16 protein-coding genes are annotated in these 20,341 nt (G+C 64.1%); 9 read left to right on the forward strand and 7 right to left on the reverse strand.

From position 1 onward, the window contains the following. The first annotated feature begins 3 nt into the window (after positions 1–3). Both IVA79_RS32780 and IVA79_RS32785 read left to right on the forward strand, forming a co-directional pair. On the forward strand, positions 4–774 hold the full coding sequence (locus IVA79_RS32780) for a helix-turn-helix transcriptional regulator (protein WP_247560997.1): 771 nt from the start codon (positions 4–6) through the stop codon (positions 772–774). 52 nt (positions 775–826) lie between these two features. After that, positions 827–2,311 carry a hypothetical protein gene (locus tag IVA79_RS32785; RefSeq protein WP_247560999.1) on the forward strand — a complete coding sequence of 495 codons (1,485 nt, stop codon included), beginning with the start codon at positions 827–829 and terminating at the stop codon, positions 2,309–2,311. Between the two features lie 51 nt (positions 2,312–2,362). Here IVA79_RS32785 and IVA79_RS32790 read toward each other — a convergent pair whose 3' ends face one another. Further along, a complete protein-coding gene (locus IVA79_RS32790) occupies positions 2,363–3,910 on the reverse strand; it encodes a long-chain fatty acid--CoA ligase (protein WP_247561001.1) in 1,548 nt (515 codons plus the stop codon). Between the two features lie 241 nt (positions 3,911–4,151). Here IVA79_RS32790 and IVA79_RS32795 point away from each other — a divergent pair, with 241 nt between their 5' ends. The 7 genes from IVA79_RS32795 (at position 4,152) to IVA79_RS32825 (ending at position 12,907) form a co-directional block, all read left to right on the forward strand. Beyond that, the gene (locus IVA79_RS32795) at positions 4,152–5,288 is read left to right on the forward strand and encodes an acyl-CoA dehydrogenase family protein (protein ID WP_247561003.1); all 1,137 of its coding nucleotides are present in this window, start codon (positions 4,152–4,154) and stop codon (positions 5,286–5,288) included. A 12-nt stretch (positions 5,289–5,300) separates the two neighbouring features. Beyond that, on the forward strand, positions 5,301–6,464 hold the full coding sequence (locus IVA79_RS32800; protein WP_247561005.1) for an acyl-CoA dehydrogenase family protein: 1,164 nt from the start codon (positions 5,301–5,303) through the stop codon (positions 6,462–6,464). Then, positions 6,464–7,120, forward strand: a complete 657-nt coding sequence (locus IVA79_RS32805; protein ID WP_247561017.1) for a glutathione S-transferase family protein — start codon at positions 6,464–6,466, stop codon at positions 7,118–7,120. The genes IVA79_RS32800 and IVA79_RS32805 overlap by 1 nt, the downstream gene beginning before the upstream one ends. Before the next feature lie 215 nt (positions 7,121–7,335). After that, entirely contained in the window at positions 7,336–8,136 is an 801-nt protein-coding gene (locus IVA79_RS32810) for an AraC family transcriptional regulator (protein ID WP_247561019.1), read from the forward strand. A gap of 200 nt (positions 8,137–8,336) precedes the next feature. After that, positions 8,337–9,203, forward strand: coding sequence for a 3-keto-5-aminohexanoate cleavage protein (locus IVA79_RS32815; protein WP_247561021.1), 867 nt, complete (start codon positions 8,337–8,339; stop codon positions 9,201–9,203). Positions 9,204–9,317: 114 nt separating this feature from the next. After that, entirely contained in the window at positions 9,318–10,934 is a 1,617-nt protein-coding gene (locus IVA79_RS32820) for an acyl-CoA carboxylase subunit beta (RefSeq protein ID WP_247561023.1), read from the forward strand. Further along, positions 10,931–12,907, forward strand: a complete 1,977-nt coding sequence (locus IVA79_RS32825) for an acetyl-CoA carboxylase biotin carboxylase subunit (protein WP_247561025.1) — start codon at positions 10,931–10,933, stop codon at positions 12,905–12,907. The genes IVA79_RS32820 and IVA79_RS32825 overlap by 4 nt, the downstream gene beginning before the upstream one ends. A 103-nt stretch (positions 12,908–13,010) precedes the next feature. On the opposite strand, the gene IVA79_RS32830 is transcribed toward IVA79_RS32825, so the two are convergent. From IVA79_RS32830 to IVA79_RS32855, 6 genes are all read right to left on the reverse strand, one after another. Next, positions 13,011–14,006 (reverse strand): dipeptide ABC transporter ATP-binding protein, encoded by a 996-nt coding sequence (locus IVA79_RS32830; protein ID WP_247561027.1) that lies wholly within the window; start codon positions 14,004–14,006, stop codon positions 13,011–13,013. Next, positions 14,003–15,010, reverse strand: coding sequence for an ABC transporter ATP-binding protein (locus IVA79_RS32835; protein ID WP_247561029.1), 1,008 nt, complete (start codon positions 15,008–15,010; stop codon positions 14,003–14,005). The genes IVA79_RS32830 and IVA79_RS32835 overlap by 4 nt, the downstream gene beginning before the upstream one ends. Next, a complete protein-coding gene (locus IVA79_RS32840) occupies positions 15,010–15,903 on the reverse strand; it encodes an ABC transporter permease (protein WP_247561031.1) in 894 nt (297 codons plus the stop codon). The genes IVA79_RS32835 and IVA79_RS32840 overlap by 1 nt, the downstream gene beginning before the upstream one ends. A gap of 10 nt (positions 15,904–15,913) precedes the next feature. Next, entirely contained in the window at positions 15,914–16,861 is a 948-nt protein-coding gene (locus IVA79_RS32845) for an ABC transporter permease (RefSeq protein ID WP_247561033.1), read from the reverse strand. A 99-nt stretch (positions 16,862–16,960) separates the two neighbouring features. Beyond that, positions 16,961–18,559 (reverse strand): ABC transporter substrate-binding protein, encoded by a 1,599-nt coding sequence (locus tag IVA79_RS32850; RefSeq protein ID WP_247561035.1) that lies wholly within the window; start codon positions 18,557–18,559, stop codon positions 16,961–16,963. Between the two features lie 228 nt (positions 18,560–18,787). Beyond that, a complete protein-coding gene (locus IVA79_RS32855; protein ID WP_247561037.1) occupies positions 18,788–20,338 on the reverse strand; it encodes an AMP-binding protein in 1,551 nt (516 codons plus the stop codon). Between the last annotated feature and the right edge of the window lie 3 nt (positions 20,339–20,341).

A 20,341-nucleotide genomic window follows, 5' to 3' on the forward strand; every position in this document is an offset into this window, starting at 1 on the left:
GCGATGCAGATTCAGGATAAATCCACCGACAAGCAGCTTTCGGACGAGCAGAGCCGCGAGATCGCCGAGACCGTTCGCGAGGAGCTCGCCAGACGCCGGATCTCCCGGCAGGCGCTGGCCGAGCAGGCCAAGCTCAGCCTGTCGACATTGGAGAAAGTCCTCGGCGGCCGCAGGCCGTTTACGCTGGCGACGACGGTCCGGCTGGAGCAGGCGCTGGGCGTCTCCTTGCGCAAGAGCGTCGTCGTGGTGGCGCCGCAGGCCGCCAACGACGTCGCGCCCGACAGCCTCGGCTCCTATGCACATCGCGCCGTGAGCTGGCTCGAGGACGTCTACATCACGCTGCGGCCGTCGTTCGGCGACAAGGACGCGATCTTCGCCTATCGCACCGAGATCGTCTGGGAACCGAAAGTCTCTTCGTTGGTCTTCCGCGAGGGCGATCGGACCGATGCCGCCTATGAGCACACCGGTGAGGTCGCCGTTCCCCATCAGTCCGGCTTCATCTACCTCGTCATCATCAAGCATGGCCAGCATCGCGTGATCACGGTGTCGCGGCCGACGGTCGCCGGCGAGATGTACGGCATCATCTCGACGCTCCGCGCAGGCCCCGGCTCGCAGCTTACGCCGATCGCGGCGCCGATCGCCTACGTGCCGCTGAAAAATATCCAGAAGCCCTCCTTGGGGCGGGTAGCGCCCGACGATGCCAACCATGCCTTGTATCGGAAGCATCTGCGACGCACGGTAGAAGAACCGTTCGCGTTGTTTTTGACGCTATAGTACGCAAGAAATAGTCCTGCAGCGGCTTGGCATGCGTCTATAAGGACAGACCATGCAGGACGGGTCCGTGCGATACGGCGGTGGATCTCCGCTGTTCTCCATCATCATCCCGCTCGAATATCATCGCGGGCAATGGGAGCAGTCCTGGCTGGGCTGGACATCGCAGACCGCGGACAAGTCGCTCTACGAAATCATCCTAGTCGTGCCGCCCGATTTTAGGGCGCGCGAGGATTTGAAGGCGCTGGCCGGTGACAAGGCGCGCCTCGAGTTCACCGACTCCGAACACGACATCGGGCTGTGCGCATTCGGCGCGACCAAAGCCCGCGGTAGCCATCTGTTCTTCACGGAGTCGCATTGCTGGCCCGAGCCCGACGTGATCGAGCTGTGCATCCGCGCCATCGAGACTCACCCCGACTGGGCCGGCTTTTCCTGCCATTCGGTCGCGATCTGCCACAATCGATTGTCCGTGGCAGAGGCTGCGATGTACCAGGCCGACATCGAATTCGGCATGAAGCAGCATCCCTGGCGAAAAGTGCTCGATCAGTGCTTCGTGACGCGGCGCGACGTCTACTGGGAATGCGGAGGCTTGCGGGAGGAACTCGGCCATTTCGCCGAATGGGTGCTGGCGGCGGCCTATCACGCGAAAGGCCATGCCATTGGGTATCTGGAAGAGGCGCGCTTCCATCACTATTACGTCGGCGAGCTCGGCGAACTGAAGACGTTCACGCTCGATTTCGTTCAGGGCGAGATTCGCTATCTCGGCGAGGCACGCCGCGATCCCGGCAGCGAGCTGCTCGAGGTTCCCGTTGAATGGGTCGAGTGGGCCGGATTCGACGTATCGCTCGCCCGCGCTGCATGGAGTGCGCTCGTGCATGACAGCTTTGCCGGTCGCGGCTGGAAGCGGCCTGGCGAAAAACTGCGCGCCTTCTGGCGCTGGAGTGTACTGGCGTTGTGCGGCGATCTTGGGGCGCGCGTCGCCGCGCGCCTGGCGATCATGCAAGCGCATTTTGGTCTGCGCGCACTGATGGTGTTCGGGCCGAGCGAGGCGATAGCGCGATGGATGAGGCGTTACATCGCCGCGCTGATCCACTTGCAGCGGCTTGAATGCATTCGCCGCATTCGCGGCTGTGCTGGGCCGGCGGCGAGATTTCTCGGAGATCGCGTTCTCGGACAAACCGGATTCCATGCCCTCGAATCGTCATCGGGGCACGTCTTCCGCTGGAGCGAGCCGCAGGCCGCGGTTCGCATCCAGGGGAGCGCGGGCCGCAACACCGTTCGTATTCGAAGTCCCGCCTTGCGCGAGCCGCTGCGCGAGATCGGTGCGCATTTCTATCTCGACGGCGTGCGCGTGGATGCCTCTGCAATCGCAACCGGCCCCGACAGCTACACGATGCGCCTCGACCTGCCGCCCTCAGGCATCGCCATCATGGCATGGTCATGCCCCGTATTCAGGGGCATTGGCGATCCCCGCCGCCTTGGACTTTCCGTGGCATCCATCGGGTTGAGCCAGGATGTCGAAGCTTCAATTCAGCCCTGAGCCGTCCTGTCGCGGGCGGCTCTGCATGTGGGGCAGGGGCACGCGCTCTGATCAGGCGTTGGCGGCTTTCTTGTCGACTTCGACCACCGAGAACTCCTTGCGCAAGGTCGGCTTGTGGATCTTGCCTGTGGCGTTGCGTGGGAGCGCGTCGACGAAGCGGATCTGGCGCGGGCATTTGAAGCGCGCCAGATTGGCCGCGCAATGCACCAAGACATCGGCCTCGGTCAGCTTCTGGCCCGGCTTGGACGCGACGATAGCGAGGCCCACTTCGCCCCATTGCGGATCCGGGATGCCGATCACGGCGGCTTCCGAAATGGCCGCGAGCTGGTGCAGGACGTTCTCGACCTCGGCCGGATAGACGTTCTCGCCGCCGGAGATGTACATGTCCTTCCAGCGATCGACGATGTAGTAGAAGCCCTCCTCATCGACGCGCGTGGCGTCGCCGGTGTGCAGCCAGCCGTCGGTGAAGGAGGTCTTGTTCGCCTCCGGCCTGTTCCAGTAGCCCGGCGTGATGTTGGGACCCTTGACCCAGAGTTCGCCAAGTTCGCCGACATTTGCATCGCTGCCGTCGGGCCGCACGACGCGCACCTCGGTGTGCAGCACCGGCTTGCCGGCGGAGCCGGCTTTCCGCGCCGCATCCTCGCGGTCGAGCACCAGCACGGCCGGCGAGGTCTCGGTCATGCCATAGCCCTGCTGGAGCGCAACGCCGCGCGCCTCCCAGACTTTGAGCAGCGGCACCGGCATCGGCGCGCCGCCGACACCGCCGACGATCAGCCGGCTGAGATCGGTGGTCGCGAAGGCGGGGTGCTGCGCCATGAACTGGTAGATCGCGGGCACGCCGAAGAACACGTTGATGCCCTGCGCGGGATTGTTGATCAGGCCGAGCGCGGTGCCGGGATCGAAGGCGCGCATGATCATCACGGTACCGCCGGCGTGCAGCACGGGATTGGTGTAACAATTCAGCCCGCCGGTGTGGAACAGCGGCAGCACGGTGAGCAGCACCGAGGACGGCCCGATGCAGGTAGGGCCTCCTAGATTGACGCAATTCCAGAACGTCATGCCATGGGTGATGGTCGCACCCTTGGGATGTCCCGTCGTGCCCGACGTGTACATGATGGTCGAGACATCATCGAGCGTGACCTCTTCGGCGCGGTCGAGCGGCTCTGCGGCAGCGATGCCGGCCTCATAGGATCCGCCGGGGCCGAGCAGCAGGCTGGTCCCGATGCCGCAGAGCTTTGCAACGCTCAGTGCGGTCTCGGCCAGATCAGTGTCATGGATCATCACCTTCGGCGCGCAGTCAGCGGTGATGAACTGTAGCTCGGGAACGGTGAGGCGGGTGTTCAGCGGCACGAAGATCGCGCCTAACCGCCCGCAAGCGAACTGCACCTCCAGCGTATCGGTCGTGTTCAGCGCCAGCACCGCGACGCGGTCACCGCGCGAGACCTTGAGCGTGTGACGCAGGAACGAAGCGAGGCGCGAGACGCGGGCATCGAGCTGCGAATAAGTAAAGCGGCGCTCGCTCGCGAGGTCGATCACCGCGACCTTATCAGGCGTGCGGCGGCCATGATGAACGATCCAGTCGTAGTAACGAACGGCCAAAAAATCCTCCCTCGGCGGTCGTGTGCCCCTGCACCATGCCCGGCGTGGTCCTGGGGCCACCCGAAGCCTGCGCAGCAGCGTCTTTTTTTCTTGGAGTTGGCGCGCGAGGGGGCAAAATCGTCTTGCGTTGAGTTGCTGGCCATGGGCCTGCGACTGCCGTTCCCGGTCAGCCACTCCACGCAAGTAACCGCCGGTGTTCCGGCGATGGTGGGTCGAGCCGAATCCGTCAGCGAGGCGAAAGATGAAGAGCCCGTTCTATACCGCCGAGCATGACGCCTTCCGCGACGTGATGAGACGCTTCGTCGAGAAGGAGATCACACCGTTCGCCCATCAGTGGGACGAGGCCGGCGAATTCCCGCGCGAACTCTATCGCAAGGCGGCCGAGATCGGGCTGTTGGGGCTGGGATTCCCCGAGGAATATGGCGGCATCGCCGCCGACCAGTTCATGAAGATCGTGGCCAGCCAGGAGCTGGCGCAGGCCGGCGCCGGCGGTATCAGCGCCAGCCTGATGAGCCACACCATCGGCTCGCCGCCGATCGCGCGCGCGGCCCGGCCTGAGGTGAGGGCACGCGTGCTGCCGCAAGTGCTCGCAGGCGAGAAAATCTCAGCGCTCGCGATCACGGAGCCGGGCGGCGGCTCCGATGTCGCGAACCTCAGGACGAGGGCGCGGCGCGACGGCGATCACTACGTCGTGAGTGGTGAGAAGACCTTCATCACCTCAGGCATGCGTGCCGATTATCTGACCGTTGCGGTGCGCACGGGCGGCGAAGGTGCCGGCGGCGTCAGCCTGCTCCTGATCGAAGGCGACATACCCGGCCTGTCGCGCACCAAGCTGAAGAAGATGGGCTGGTGGGCCTCCGACACCGCGACGCTGCATTTCGACGAATGCCGCGTCCCGGCAGAAAATCTGATCGGCGAGGAGGGGCAGGGCTTCAAGATCATCATGCAGAACTTCAACAGCGAGCGTATGGGCATGGCGGCGAGCTGCACCGCCTTCGCAAGGGTCTGCCTCGACGAGGCGATCGCCTATGCCAGGGAGCGCAGGACGTTCGGCAAGCCGCTTGCCCAGCACCAGGTCATCAGGCACAAGATCGTCGACATGGCGCAGAAGGTCGCGGCCTCGCAAGCGATGCTGGAGATGCTGGCCTGGCGGCTGGAGCAGGGCGAGAGCCTGGTCGCCGAAATCTGCATGATGAAGAACCAGGCGACGCAGACCATGGCGTTCTGTGCCTCGGAAGCCGTGCAGATTTTTGGCGGCGCCGGCTTCATGCGCGGCATCAAGGCCGAACGCATCTACCGCGAGGTCAAGGTCAACGCCATCGGCGGCGGCACCGAGGAGATCATGAAGGATCTGGCAAGCCGGCAGATGGGGCTGTGACGAGAGGAAGAAATGCTATTCACCGCCGACCACGACGACATCCGCCGTTCCCTGCAAAAATTCATCGCCAACGAGATCAATCCTTATGTCGATGAATGGGAGAAGGCCGACATCTTCCCGGCGCACGAGCTGTTCAAGAAGATGGGCAGTCTCGGCTTCCTCGGCCTGAACAAGCCGGTCGAGTTCGGCGGCTCGGGCCTCGATTATTCCTATGCGCTGATGATGGCGGAGGAGCTGGGCGCCATCACCTGCGGCGGCGTGCCGATGGCGATCGGGGTGCAGACCGACATGGCGACACCGGCGCTGGCGCGATTCGGCTCGGACGAGGTGCGGCGCGAATTTCTGGCGCCCTCGATCTCGGGAGATTTCGTCGCCTGCATCGGCGTCTCCGAGCCGGGCGCCGGCTCCGACGTCGCCTCGATCAAGACGCAAGCGCGCTCCGACGGTGACGACTACGTCATCACCGGCGGCAAGATGTGGATCACCAACGGCACCCAGGCCGACTGGATCTGCCTGCTCGCCAACACCGGCGACGGGCCGGTTCACCGCAACAAGTCGCTGATCTGCGTGCCCATGAAGTCCAAGGGCGTCACGGTCGCGCGAAAGCTCGACAAGATGGGCATGCGCTCGTCCGACACCGCGCAGATCTTCTTCGACAATGTCCGCGTGCCCAAGCGCAACCGGATCGGCGAGGAGGGCAAGGGCTTTACCTACCAGATGATCCAATTCCAGGAGGAGCGGCTCTGGGGCGCGGCGGCCTGCCTGAAGGCGCATGAATACATCATCGACCAGACCATCGAATACACCCGCAATCGAAAGGCCTTTGGCCAGAGCATTCTCGACAACCAGGTCGTGCACTTCAAGCTGGCGGAGATGCAGACCGAGGTCGAGCTGCTGCGCGCGCTGATCTATCGTGCCGGCGAGGCGCTGGTGGCGGGCGAGGACGTGACGAGGCTTGCGACCATGGCCAAGCTGAAGGCCGGCCGGCTTGGCCGCGAGCTCACCGACGCCTGCTTGCAATATTGGGGTGGAATGGGCTTTACCAACGAGACGCCGGTCAGCCGCGCCTATCGCGACAGCCGCCTGACCTCGATCGGCGGTGGCGCCGACGAGGTCATGCTGATGGTCCTGTGCAAGATGATGGGCACGCTGCCCGGCAGCAAAGGAAGCTCCTGATGATCACGCTCTATCACTGCGACGCCGCGCGCTCGTTCCGCCCGCTCTGGATGCTGGAGGAGATGGGGCTGCCTTATGAGTTGAAGATGCTGCCGTTCCCGCCGCGGGTCTTCGCCAAGGAATATCTCGCGCTCAATCCGCTCGGCACGATTCCCTTCATGGTCGACGGCGAGACCAAGATGACCGAGTCCTCCGGCATCTGCTACTATCTCGGCATCAAGCATGGACCGACGCCGCTGATGGTGGGGCCGGAAGATCCCGCCTATGGGGCCTTCCTGAACTGGATGTATTTCAGCGACGCCACGTTAACCTTTCCGCAGACGCTGGTGCTCCGCTACAGCCAGCTCGAGCCGGAGGAGCGCCGCAACCCGCAGGTCGCCAGCGACTATGCGAAGTGGTTTCTGGGGCGCCTGCGCGCCGTCGAGGCAGCCACCGCCAATGCCGAAACCTTGTGCGCGGGCCGCTTCACTGCCGCTGACATTGTCATCGGTTATGCGCTTCGCCTTGCCGACAATATCGGCCTTGCCAAGGACTTTGGGCCAAATGTCGCGGCCTATTGGGCGCGACTCCAGCAGCGCGAGGGCTTCAAACGCGCGGTTGCTGCGGAGCAAAAGGCCGGCGTCGAGCAGAATGTTGCGCCAAGGGTGAGGGCGTAGGTTACAAGGCGTCATTCCGGGGTGATGCGCAGCCATCGAACTCTGGGGCGCAATTGCGCACCTGAGAATTTCGAGGTTCCGGGTTCGGTCCGAGGGACCGCCCCGGAACGACGCGCTGTGTCTTTGACAGCGCTATCCTACCGTGACAGCGCCCAAATTTCCGCTAAGGTGACCTCCGTCCGCAGCGGCCAGAGAGCCGCGCGAGGAGGATCCCAATGGAAGATAAAGGTCGCGAATCCGACCATCTGATGCTGATCACGCCGGAGCGGGTATTCTATGCCGGCCTGCTCGGCCGTCCTCGCAAGCGGACCCCCGGCTGCTGCCATGTCTATGTTGCGGTGAAGGGCAATCTGCACCTGACCATCGACGACGCTCTCGCCACCGGCGAGCTGTTCGTCACCCTGCCGAACCAGCGGCATTCCATTGCAAGCGACTATCGCACCGCCGTCAGCGTGACGCTCGAGCCCGAGAGCATGCCGGATGGCGTCATCGAGGCCCTCGCCGAGCGGTTGACCGGACCCGATCGGGCCGCCTATGCCCGCAAGATCCTGGCCGCCTATGCGCTGCTGCGTCAGCGCCGCTATGGCGACATCACCACCGCCGAGTTCGACGAGATGTGCTTTGGCGAGGCGCTTCCGCGCCGCGTGCTCGATCCGCGTGTGACTCGCGCCGTCGCCCGCATCGAGCGTTTCTCCGGTGAGCCGGTGACGGCCGATACCTGCGCGGCGGAAGCAGGGCTCTCGGCTTCGCGCTTCCTGCATCTGTTCAAGGAAGAGACCGGCATCTCCTTCCGCTCCTTCCGCGCCTGGAAGCGTGCGCGTCATTTGCTGCACTTCGCCAACCAGGACCTCAACCTCGCCCATCTCGCGCAGGACATCGGCTATCCCGATTCCACGCATTTCAGCCACTCGATCCGCCGCTTCTACGGCTTGAAACCGCGCGCGATCTTCGTCGGCTCGCGCGACCTTGCGATCTACCGCAGCACCGAGACGGTGCGGCTGGCGGAAGCTAGCTAACACCGCTCTCGTAGGGTGGGCAAAGGCGCTCTTGCGCCGTGCCCACCACCTCTCGGCAACCGGCAAAGATGTTGGGCACGCTTCGCTTTGCCCACCCTACGAAAGCTTGCTCTTTTCCAGCTTCTCCGCGCAAGAAGCCGTGTGCCACCCCATCACATGATCGCAAGCGTTGAATTCTCAACGTGCGAGACATTAGTGGCATGAGCGACAAGGCCGTCATCACCTGCGCGCTGAACGGCGTGCTCACCGACCCGAAGCAGCACAACGTGCCCGTGACGCCCGAACAGATGGCGCGCGAGGCCAAGGCTGCGTTCGATGCCGGTGCGTCCATCATGCACATCCATCTGCGCCAGCAGGCGCCGAACAAGGGGCATCTGCCGTCCTGGGAGGTCGCTGTCAGCAAGGAGATCCAGCAGGCGATCCGTGAAGCCTGCCCGGGCGTGATCATCAATCATACGTCAGGCGTCTCTGGCCCGAACTACTCAGGTGCGCTCGATTGCATCCGCGAGACCAAGCCCGAGATCGCAGCCTGCAATGCAGGCTCGCTGAATTACCTGAAGGTCAAGGCCGACAACACCTGGGCCTGGCCGCCGATGATGTTCGATAACGCGGTCGAGAAGGTGAAGGACTATCTCGACGTCATGAACGAGGTCGGCACCATCCCCGAGTTCGAGTGCTTCGACGTCGGCATCGTTCGCTGCGTCGGCATGTACACCCAGGTCGGCATGTACAAGGGACCGCTCGAATATAACTTCGTGATGGGCGTCGCTTCGGGAATGCCGTCGGATCCGGAGTTGCTCCCGATCTTGATCAAGCTGAAGCGCCCCGAGGCGCATTTCCAGGTCACGGCCATCGGCCGCGAGGAGATCTGGCCGCTGCACCAGCGCTGCGCCGAGCTCGGTGGCCATTTGCGCACCGGCCTCGAGGACGCCTTCTATCTCGCCGATGGCAAGAAGGTGACGTCGAATGGCCAGCTGATCGAGGCCATCGCCGCCTGCGCAAGGCGTGCGGGCCGCGAGATTGCAAGCCCAGCCGAGGCGCGGAAGATCTTTGGGACGAATAGGTAAAGTATCGCCTCACCCGTCATTGCGAGCGTAGCGAAGCAATCCAGAATCTTTCCGCTGAGGCAGTCTGGATTGCTTCGTCGCTTCACCCCTCGCAATGACGAGCAGGATCAAGTCATGTCCATTCTCGAAAACACAATCTCCCCCGGCAGCGCCGCCTATCACGCCAACCGCGACGGCATGCTGGGCCTCATCGACCGCATGCGCACGCTGGAAGAGCGCACACGGGCGGCGTCGGCCGCGGCAAAAGACCGCTTCCACAAGCGCGGCCAGTTGCTGCCGCGCGAGCGCGTCGCGCTGGTGCTCGATCCCGGCGCTCCCTTCATCGAGCTGTCGACGCTCGCCGGTTACATGTTCGACGTACCGGACGCGGCCAAGAGCGTGCCCGGCGGCGGTGTCATCGCCGGCATCGGCTTCGTCTCGGGCATCCGCTGCATGGTCAGCGCCAGCGATTCCGGCATCGATGCGGGTGCGCTGCAGCCTTACGGCCTCGACAAGACTTTGCGTGTGCAGGAGCTCGCGCTGGAAAACAAGCTGCCTTATGTCCAGCTCGTCGAAAGCGCCGGCGCCAATCTCCTGCGCTACCGCGTCGAGGATTTTGTCCGCGGCGGCAACATCTTCCGCAACCTCGCCCGGCTCTCGGCATCAGGCTTGCCCGTCGTCACAGTCACGCATGGCTCTTCGACTGCCGGTGGCGCCTATCAGACTGGTCTCTCCGATTACATCGTCATGGTCCGCGGCCGTACCCGCGCCTTCCTCGCGGGGCCGCCGCTGCTGAGAGCCGCGACCGGCGAGATCGCGACTGAGGAGGAGCTCGGCGGTGCCGAGATGCATACGCAAGTCTCCGGCCTTGGTGATTATCTCGCCGAGGACGACCGCGACGCACTGCGCATCGCGCGCGAAATCATGGCGGCGATGGAATGGGGACGGCCGGGCCGGGCGACACTGGAATTCAAGCCGCCGCGCTACGACCAGGACGAGTTGCTCGGGATCATGCCGATGGACCACAAGCGTCCCGTGGACATGAAACAGGTGATCGCGCGCATCGTCGACGATTCCGACTTCACCGAGATGGCCCCGAATTACGGCCCGGCCACGGTCTGCGGTCATGCCCGCATCGAGGGCCAGGCGATCGGCATCATCACCAACAACGGCCCGCTCGATCCCGCCGGTGCCAACAAGGCGACGCATTTCATCCAGGCCTGCTGCCAGACCCGCACGCCGCTGCTCTATCTCAACAACACCACAGGCTACATGGTCGGCAAGGCTTATGAGGAAGCCGGCATGATCAAGCACGGCTCCAAGATGATCCAGGCGGTGACGTCGGCGACCGTGCCGCAGATCACCATCTATTGCGGCGCTTCCTTCGGCGCCGGCAATTACGGCATGTGCGGCCGCGGCTTTCATCCGCGCTTCTGCTTCTCCTGGCCCAACGCCAAAACCGCGGTCATGGGCGGCGAGCAGGCGGCCGAGACCATGGCGATCGTGACCGAAGCTGCTGCCGCGCGCCGTGGCAAGCCGATCGAGAAGGACAAGCTGGACGCCATGAAGGCGCAAATTGTCGGCGTGTTCGACGGCCAGATGGACGTGTTCTCGACCAGTGCGCGCGTGCTCGACGACGGCGTGATCGATCCGCGCGACACCCGCGCGGTGCTGTCCGAAGTGCTTGCGATCTGCCGTGAGGGCGATGCGCGCACGCCCCAGCGCATGCAGTTTTCGGTGGCCCGCCCATGAGGAACGGATCAGTGCAGCACCGGCCGTTCTTCAAGGTCTTGGTCGCCAATCGCGGCGAGATCGCGCTGCGCGTGATGCGCAGCGCGCGGCGGCTCGGCCTCGGCGTCGCCGCGGTCTATTCGGATGCTGATCGCGAGGCACTCCACGTCAAGCAGGCCGATCAGGCCGTGCGCATCGGCGAAGCCTTGCCCGCACAATCCTATCTCAACATCCCCGAGATCATCGCCGCGGCGAAAGCGAGCGGCGCGGATGCTGTCCATCCCGGCTACGGCTTCCTTGCCGAGAACGAGGACTTTGCACAAGCTTGCAAGGATGCCGGCCTCGTCTTCATCGGCCCGTCGCCGCAGGCGATCGAAGCCATGGGCCACAAGGCGGGCGCCAAGGAGATCATGAAAAAGGCCGGCGTTCCCGTCGTGCCCGGCTATCAGGGCGCCGATCAGGGCGACGAAGCGATGCTGGCGGAAGCCAAGAAAATCGGCTTCCCCGTGATGATCAAGGCCGTCGCCGGCGGCGGCGGACGCGGCATGCGGCTCGTCACCGATGCGGCGTCTTTCGCCGAAGCGCTGCGCAGCGCGCGGTCGGAAGCGAAAGCGGCGTTCGGCGATCCCACGTTGATCCTCGAGCGCGCGATCCAGAATCCCCGCCACATCGAAATTCAGGTGTTTGGTGACAGCCATGGCAATGCCATCCATCTCGGCGAGCGCGATTGCTCGGTGCAGCGGCGGCACCAGAAGCTGATCGAGGAGGCGCCGTCGCCGGCCGTGACGCCGGAGCTACGTGCGAAGATGGGCGAGGTCGCCGTCGCTGCTGTGAAGGCGCTGCGTTATGAGGGTGCCGGCACGTTGGAATTCCTGCTGGATAGCAGCGGCGAGTTCTATTTCATGGAGATGAACACGCGGCTCCAGGTCGAGCATCCCGTGACGGAGGCCGTCACCGGGCTCGACCTGGTCGAGCTGCAGCTGCGCGTCGCGCGCGGCGAGCCATTGCCGGTCAAGCAGCAGGACATCAAGTTCTCAGGCCATGCCATCGAGGTGCGGCTCTGCTCGGAAGATGCTGCGCACGATTTCATGCCGCAGTCCGGCCGCATGGCTTGCTGGCAGGTGCCTGACGGCATCCGCGTCGAGCACGCGTTGCAATCGGGTTCGGAGATTCCGCCGTTCTACGATTCCATGATCGCCAAGGTGATCAGCCATGGCGCCACGCGCGAGGAGGCGAGGGGACGGCTGATCGTCGGCCTGGAGCAGCTCACCGCTTTCGGTGTGACCACCAACCAGTCGTTCCTGCTGTCGTGCCTACGTCATTCCGGCTTTGCCAAGGGCGAGGCGACGACGGCTTTCATCGGTGTGCACCGCGACGAACTGTTGGCGCCACGTACCGGTACTGCTTTCGATACGACGCTGGCGGGCCTGCTGCTCTACGTGACAAATCCGCGCGCGCCGTCATGGCAAGGAGGCCGGAGCCTGTCGGCAACGTTCCCGCTGCCGGCGAAGATCGAGGTCGCCGGTCAGATCCTGGAGCTCGAGGTCACGCGCGAGCGCGACGGCAGCTACGCCGTCGCCGCCGAAGGCAGGCAGGATAGATTCGAGATCGACCAGCTCGATGCAGGTGCCATCCGCTTCCGCCACGATGGCGTGATGGACAGTGCACAATTCCTGCGCGACGGCGATCGGCTCTATCTCCAGCATCGCGGCAACCCGCTCGCGATCACTGATCTCACCCTCGCCGCGCCGAAGGCCGCAGCAAGCAACGGCGGTGACGGCAAGGTCCGCGCCGCCATGAACGGCCGCGTCGTCGCCGTCCTGGTCAAGCCCGGCGACCGCGTCACCGCCGGCCAGCCGGTGCTGACCCTGGAAGCGATGAAGATGGAGCACGTCCACAAGGCCGGCATCGACGGCATCATCGCCGCGATCGACGTCGCCGAGGGTGAGCAGGTCACCACGGGCCGGATCGTCGCGGAGATCGGGGCGGGCTAGCGCGGTATTGTTGGTATCGTAGGGTGGGCAAAGGCGCAGAGCGCCGTGCCCACCATCTCTCTCAATCGCGAGAAATGCGTGGGCACGCTTCGCTTTGCCCACCCTACGCAGTCGCGTTGCTCCGCCCCGTGCCCTCGTTGAGCAAACACGCCACCTGATGCCCGTCGTCGGCGTCCAGCAGCGCCGGCCGCTCGATCTTGCACCGCTCCATCGCAAACCGGCAGCGGGTGTGAAACGCGCAGCCCGAAGGCGGGTTCACCGGGCTCGGCACGTCGCCGTCGACCAGCGGCACAAGCTTTTTCGCCAGCGGGTTGGCGACCGGCACCGAGGCCAGCAGCGCCTGCGTGTAGGGATGTCGCGGATTGCGGAACAGCTCATCCTTGCCGGCGATCTCGACGATGCGGCCGAGATACATCACGGCGACGCGGTGGCTGATATGGGCGACCACGGCGAGGTCGTGCGCGATGAAGAGATAGGAGAAGCCGTGCTGTCGCTGCAGGTCGATGAGCAGATTGATCACCTGCGCCTGGATCGAGACGTCGAGCGCGGAGACTGGTTCGTCGCAGACGATCAGGCGCGGCCCGAGCGCCAGCGCCCGCGCAATGCAGATACGTTGGCGCTGGCCGCCAGAGAATTGATGCGGGAAATTGCGCATCTGGTCGGGTCGCAAGCCCACTTGCTCGAACAGCTTTGCGACGCGTGCCTCCAGCGCCTTCCCGGTTGCGAGGCCATGAACGGCGAGCGGCTCGCCGACGATGTCGCCGGCGGTCATGCGCGGATTGAGCGAGGCAAACGGGTCCTGAAACACGATCTGCATCGAGCGGCGGTGCGGGCGCAGTGCCGACTTGGACAAATGGGTGATGTCCTCACCATCGAGACGAATCTCGCCCGAGGTCGGCTCGACCAGCCGCAGCACGCTGCGCGCCACGGTCGACTTGCCGCAGCCGGACTCGCCGACAAGCCCAAGCGTCTCGCCCGCACCAAGCGAAAACGAGACGCCGTCGACCGAGTGTACGGTGCCGACCTGTCGCCGCAGCACGCCGGCGCGCACCGGGTAATGCTTCTTGAGATCGGTGACCTCGAGCAGTGCCTTGGTCATGCCACCTCCGCAATCTCCGCCGCGCGCCAGCAGGCGGCGAGATGGCCACCGTCCCAGTCTTCGAGCGGCGGATATTCGGCCTCGCAGCGTTTGATCGCGAGCTTGCAGCGCGGCGCGAAGGCGCAACCCCTGGGCAACCGGACCAGTGACGGCACGGTCCCGGGAATTTCGTTCAGCCGCGCCGGCGCGGCAACGCCGGAGGCGGGCACGGCCGGGATCGAGGCCATCAGCCCCCGCGTATAGGGGTGCTTTGGCGACGCAAACAGCGCCTCGACGCTGGCTTCCTCGACCTTTCGCCCCGCATACATCACGATCACGCGCTGCGCGGTCTGCGCGACGACGCCGAGGTCATGCGTGATCAGCACGAGGCCGGTGCCGAGCTCCTTCTGAAGGTCGAGGATCAAGGCCAGGATCTGCGCCTGGATGGTGACGTCGAGTGCGGTGGTCGGCTCGTCCGCGATCAGCAGCGCCGGCCGGCAGGCCAGCGCCATCGCGATCATCGCGCGCTGGCGCATGCCGCCGGACAGCTGATGCGGATACTCGCGCGCACGTCGCGCCGGCTCGGGAATACGTACCAGGCGCAGCATCTCGACGGCGATCTTCTGGGCCTCTTTGGCCGAGATGTTCCGGTGCAGCCGCACGGCCTCGACGATCTGATCGCCGATCCGCATCACCGGATTGAGCGAGGTCATCGGCTCCTGGAAGATCATGGAGATGCGGTTGCCCCTGACCGCGCGCATCTCCGCTTCGTCCAGGGCCAGCAGATCGGTGCCTTCGAGCGTGACGGATCCGCCGACGATGCGGCCAGGCGGATCCGGCACCAGCCGCATCAGCGACAGCGCGGTGACACTCTTGCCGCAGCCGGATTCGCCGACGATCGCCAGCGTCTCGCCTCGCTTCACGCTGAACGAGAGATCGTCCACGGCCTTGAACAGGCCGGAATTGGTGAAGAACACCGTCTTCAGGTTCTTCACCTCGAGCACGAGATCGGATTTGTGCGCCATCAGCCGCGTTGCCTCGGGTCGAGAATGTCGCGCAGCGCGTCACCGAACAGATTGGCGCCGAACACGGCGAGGCTGATGGCGATGCCCGGGAAGATCACGAGCCAGGGCGCGGTGCGGACATATTCGGCGGCGGATTCGGAGAGCATGCGGCCCCATGACGGATAAGGCTCGGGAATGCCGAGGCCGAGGAAGGAGAGGGAGGCCTCGGTTAGGATGGTCGAGCCGAGCTGGGCGGTCGCGAGCACGATCAGCGGCGCCAGCGTGTTCGGCAGCACGTGCCGGAGCGCGATGCGGACCTCGCTCATGCCGATCGACTTGGCTGCCTCGACGAAGGGCTGCTCGCGCAGCGCCAGGGTGTTGGCGCGGATGACGCGCGACACGGTCGGGATCAGCGGAATGGCGATGGCGATGATGACGTTCGGCAAGGACGGACCGAGTGCCGCCGTCATGATCAGCGCGAGGACCAGCAGCGGCAGCGCCTGCAGAACGTCGGAGACGCGCTGGAACACGAGATCGACCCAGCCGGACAGATAGCCTGATGTCAGCCCGACGATGACCCCGATGGTGCCGCCGAGCGCGGTCGAGCCGATCCCGACGGCCAGCGAAATGCGCGCGCCGTGAATGATGCGGCTGAACACGTCGCGGCCGAACGAATCGGTTCCCATCCAGTGCGCCAGGCTCGGCCGGGCCAGCGCGCGCGCGGAATCGATCGTCAGGGGATCATAGCGCGCGATGAAGTCGGCAAAGATCGCGGTCAGCACGAACAAGGTCATGATGGTGAGCCCGGCCGCGCCGAGCACGTGCCGCTGCGCCATGAACAGCACGCGCCGCCAGCCGCCGGTCGCATGCGCGCCGGCCCGCCGGAGTTCGAGATCGTAGTCGATCGCGGCCAAGCTGGTCTCCCTAATCCGTGTACCGGATACGAGGGTCGAACACTGCGTACAGCATGTCGACGATGAAATTCGCGCTCACCACCACGACGGCGATCAACATCACGAGGTTCTGCACGATCGGATAATCGCGCCAGCGGATCGCCTCGACCAGGAAGCGGGCGACGCCGGGGATGTTGAACACGGTCTCGGTGACGATCAGGCCACCGATCAGGAACGCCGCTTCGATGCCGATCACGGTGATGACGGGTAGGATGGCGTTCTTCAGCGCGTGGTGATAGTTCACCGCGGTATCGGAAGCGCCCTTGGCGCGCGCGGTGCGAATGTAATCCTGCCGCAGGACCTCCAGCATCGAGGAGCGCGTGATGCGCATCGTCAGCGCGGCGCTGCGGAAGCCGACAGCGGCGGCCGGCACGGCGTAGGTTGCGAACGCCTCGAGCCAGGTCTGCGGATTCGGATTGAAGATCGGCATCTGGCCGAACATCGCCACCGACGCGGTGAGGATCAAAAGGCCGAGCCAAAACGAAGGCAGTGACAAGCCGCTGAGGCTGACGACGCGGAGCGCGTAGTCCAGCCGCGTGCCCTGCTTGACGGCGCTGATGACGCCGAGCGGAATGCCGATCGAGGCCGAGAACAGCAGCGCCAGGCCGGCGAGCCGCGCCGTGATCGGGATCCGCGGCAAAATCTCCTGCAGCGCCGGCTTCTCCGAGACGTAGGAGTAGCCAAAGTCGCCGCGCAGAAAACCGCTGATCCAGTGCCAATATTGGACGACCAGCGGCTGGTCGATGCCGAGCTCCTTCTCCAGATTGGCCTTGTCGGCGGGATCGACATAGCCGGCGGCGGCGAACAGGATGTCGACGATATTGCCGGGCACGATACGCAGCAGAAGGAAGATGACGACCGAGATCCCGAACAGGGTCACGAGCATCAGGAACAGGCGTCGCACCAGATAGGCAAACATCCTTCGCCCTCCGCGAGCCGTTAGAGCATGATCCGGAAAGGTGCGTAGCGGTTTTCCGAGAGGATCATGCGCAAAACCAAAAGTCTTCAGCCAGGCAGGCTACTTGTCGAGCCACACATCCTCGTAGCGAAAGCCGTTATAGGAGCTGTTCGACATGATCGTGACGCCCTTGACATGGGGCTGCCAGCACGTGCCGGCCCTTGCATGGAAGATGATCGGGCGGGCGACATCCTCCTGCAGCTTCTTGTCGATCTCCCAGACCAGCGGTTTGCGCTTGCTGGTGTCGGTCTCCTGCGACTGCACGTCGAACAGCTTCTCGATCTCCTTATTGCAATAATTGGTGTAGTTCCGTTCCGAGCCGCAGGAATAGTTCTCGTAGAAGGACTGGTCGGGATCGTCGACGGAATTGCCGGTCAGATTGAGGCCCAGCATATAGTCCTTGCGGGCGACTTTCGGGAACCAGTTCGCAGTCTCGACGACGTCGAGCTCGCCGTCGATATAGATGCTCTTGAGCTGATCGATCAGAATCACGGCGGGGTCGCGATATTCCGCAAGATTGCGCGTCGAAACCTTCACCGCGAGGTGCTTGTCGGGGCCGTACCCCGCCTTCTGCATCAGCTTCTTGGCTTGCTCCCGGTTCGCGTTCACGTCGCGGCCATAGCCCGGAATGGTCTCAAGCTTGTCTTTGGGCATGCCCCAGATGCCCTGAGGCGGCGGCAACATGGTGCCGCCGATATCGGCCTGGCCTTCGAACAGGATGTCGATGAAGGCCTTGCGGTCGAGTGCAAGTGCCACCGCCCGGCGAATGTCGATGTTGTCGAACGGCGCAGAGGTCGAATTGACGATGATATTGGTCGAAACGTTGGTCGGTTCGACGACGCAGGTCGCGTTCGGCGCCTGCGACTTGAGGTCCTTCAAAAGCGGGATCGTGATGTGCGTCGGGAAGGTCATGTCGAACTTGCCGGCGACGAAAGCGAGAATCGCAGTCGAGCGGTTCGGGATGATCGTGTACTCGATGCCGTCGAGATAAGGCAGGCCCTTCTTCCAATAGTCCGGATTTCGCGTCAGCTTGATCGATTCATTGGCCTTGAACTCGACGAATTTGAACGGGCCGGTCCCGATCGGATGGGTGCGCATGTCCGCCGGCGAGACGTGACAGGGGTAGACCGGCGTATAGCCGGAGGCCAGCATTGCCAGCAGGGAGGGCTGCGGCCGCTTCAGGTCGAAGGAGACCTCGAAATCGCCGCTCGTCGTGATCTCGTTGACTTCGCTGTACCAGGCCTTGCGCGGATTCTGCCGCAGCTTCTGCTGCGATTTGCCCATCAGGAGATCGAAGCTGCATTTGACGTCGGCCGATGTGAACGGCTTGCCATCGTGCCATTTGATGCCCTGGCGCAGCTTGAATGTCAGCTTCTTGTTGTCGCTGCTCCAGGACCAGCTTTCGGCCAGCTCAGGCCGGAGGGTATCGGGACTGTTCTGCGCGATGTGCTGGTCATAGATGACGAGATTATTGAAGACCCCCATGAACGGCACGTTGATCGAATAGGTCGCGCCTTCGAGGATCGACGCGTTGGCCGGACTGTCGCGGTGATACATCCGCAAGATCCCGCCCTGCTTGGGCTCGCCTGCGAGCGTGGTGGTTGAGGCCGTCAGCACAGATAGCGCCGCCATTGCGGCGAGCGCCCACACGCTCCGCATGCTCATCCTCCCTTGACATCGGCCTTTTGCAGCCTGTTTGTCGCAACGATAGCACGCAAGTTGAGGGAGGCAACCCCGGTAAGGCCGCATGCCGTCTCGACAATTCGGATGACGCAAGGCCGCAGGAAGCTCACACTTCCGCAATGTGAGAGTGCAAGTGCGAACGGACGCCTCGCGCGTCCATGTTGCGCATATGCCGGGACGGCAGCGGAGTATGCCGCCCCACCCTCAAACAATCCGTGACGCCTTGTTCCCCCAATATCGATCCCTCAGCAGGCGCTTGTACAGCTTCCCGGTCGGCAGCCGCGGCAATTCCTTCTCGAAATCGACCGAGCGCGGCACCTTCTGCCGCGACAGAGATTTTGCGCAGAAGGCGATCAGCTCTTCGGCGAGAGCCGGCCCCGGCACCACGCCTGGCATCGGCTGCACCACCGCCTTCACCTCTTCGCCGAGATCGGGATTGGGCACGCCGAACACAGCGGCATCGGCGACTTTCGGATGGGTGATCAGGAGATTTTCGCATTCCTGCGGATAGATGTTCACGCCACCGGAGATGATCATGAAGGTCGCGCGATCGGTGAGGTAGAGGAAGCGGTCCTCGTCGACATAGCCGACATCGCCGACCGTACTCATGCTGCCGTCGGCCGAACGCGCCTCCCTGGTCTTCTCAAGGTCGTTGAAATACTCGAACGGCGAGGCGGTCTTGAACCAGACCTGGCCCGGCGTGCCGGTCGGGCATTCCCGCATGTTCTCGTCGAGGATGTGGAGGTCGCCGAGCAGCACCTTGCCGACGGTGCCGCGATGAGCGAGCCATTCCTCGCTGTTGCAGGCGGTGAAGCCGAGGCCCTCGGTCGCGCCGTAATACTCGTGAATGATGGGTCCCCACCATTTGATCATGTCGTCCTTGACCAGGGCCGGGCAGGGCGCGGCGGCGTGGATCGCGATCTCCAGCGAGGACAGATTGTAGCGGCTGCGCACCTCTTCCGGCAACTTCAGCATGCGCGAGAACATCGTCGGCACCAGCTGAGTGTGGGTGATGCCCCATTGCTCGACGAGTTCGAGGTAACGCTCGGGATCGAAGCTTTCCATGATGATCACGGTGCCGCCCATGCGGATCGTGAGGTTCACGGCCGCTTGCGGTGCGGAATGATAGAGCGGAGCCGGCGACAGGTAGACCATGCCCTCACGGTAGTGCCAGAGCTTGGTCAGGAAATCGAATAGCGGCAGATTGTGCTTCGGCGGCTCCTCCGGCAGTGGCCGCAAAATGCCCTTGGGCCGTCCGGTGGTGCCGGACGAATAGAGCATGGCGGTGCCGAGCCATTCATCCGCAATCGGTGTTGCCGGCATATCGGCGGTCACCTCGGCAAGGCCGACGATGCGGTCGCTCTCGCCGGGGCCATCGGCGACGATGCAGAGCTTGATATCGGGGCAGGCCTGGATCGCTTCTCGTGCGATGTCGAGTTTTGCCACCGACGTGATCAGAATCCGGGACTGACTGTTGACGAGCAGATAGGCCAGCTCGCCCGGCGTCAGGAAGGAATTGATGCAGGTGTAATAGAGACCAGAGCGTTCGCCCGCGCCGCAGGTCTCCAGATAGCGCGAATTGTTCTCCATGAAGATCGAATAGTGATCCAGCCGCTTCAAGCCGTGCTTGCGGAACAGGTGCGCCAGCCGGTTGCTGCGTGCATCGAGCTCGCGATAGGTGACGGCCTCGCCCGTGGCCGCCATGATGAAGGCGGGCTGCAGCGGACGCAGGCGGGCATGCTGACCTGGATACATTTA

The organism is Bradyrhizobium sp. 138, assembly GCF_023074075.1.
In the GTDB taxonomy this organism is placed as follows: domain Bacteria; phylum Pseudomonadota; class Alphaproteobacteria; order Rhizobiales; family Xanthobacteraceae; genus Bradyrhizobium.

Excerpts from the sequence above, each read along its gene's own strand:
- IVA79_RS32800 (WP_247561005.1), top strand. The coding sequence starts at position 5,301 with ATGCTATTCACCGCCGACCACGACGACATCCGCCGTTCCCTGCAAAAA.
- IVA79_RS32785 (WP_247560999.1), top strand. The coding sequence starts at position 827 with ATGCAGGACGGGTCCGTGCGATACGGCGGTGGATCTCCGCTGTTCTCC.
- IVA79_RS32845 (WP_247561033.1), bottom strand. The coding sequence starts at position 16,861 with ATGTTTGCCTATCTGGTGCGACGCCTGTTCCTGATGCTCGTGACCCTG.
- IVA79_RS32795 (WP_247561003.1), top strand. The coding sequence starts at position 4,152 with ATGAAGAGCCCGTTCTATACCGCCGAGCATGACGCCTTCCGCGACGTG.
- IVA79_RS32835 (WP_247561029.1), bottom strand. The coding sequence starts at position 15,010 with ATGGCGCACAAATCCGATCTCGTGCTCGAGGTGAAGAACCTGAAGACG.
- IVA79_RS32855 (WP_247561037.1), bottom strand. The coding sequence starts at position 20,338 with ATGTATCCAGGTCAGCATGCCCGCCTGCGTCCGCTGCAGCCCGCCTTC.
- IVA79_RS32825 (WP_247561025.1), top strand. The coding sequence starts at position 10,931 with ATGAGGAACGGATCAGTGCAGCACCGGCCGTTCTTCAAGGTCTTGGTC.
- IVA79_RS32820 (WP_247561023.1), top strand. The coding sequence starts at position 9,318 with ATGTCCATTCTCGAAAACACAATCTCCCCCGGCAGCGCCGCCTATCAC.
- IVA79_RS32850 (WP_247561035.1), bottom strand. The coding sequence starts at position 18,559 with ATGCGGAGCGTGTGGGCGCTCGCCGCAATGGCGGCGCTATCTGTGCTG.
- IVA79_RS32810 (WP_247561019.1), top strand. The coding sequence starts at position 7,336 with ATGGAAGATAAAGGTCGCGAATCCGACCATCTGATGCTGATCACGCCG.
- IVA79_RS32830 (WP_247561027.1), bottom strand. The coding sequence starts at position 14,006 with ATGACCAAGGCACTGCTCGAGGTCACCGATCTCAAGAAGCATTACCCG.
- IVA79_RS32780 (WP_247560997.1), top strand. The coding sequence starts at position 4 with ATGCAGATTCAGGATAAATCCACCGACAAGCAGCTTTCGGACGAGCAG.
- IVA79_RS32815 (WP_247561021.1), top strand. The coding sequence starts at position 8,337 with ATGAGCGACAAGGCCGTCATCACCTGCGCGCTGAACGGCGTGCTCACC.
- IVA79_RS32805 (WP_247561017.1), top strand. The coding sequence starts at position 6,464 with ATGATCACGCTCTATCACTGCGACGCCGCGCGCTCGTTCCGCCCGCTC.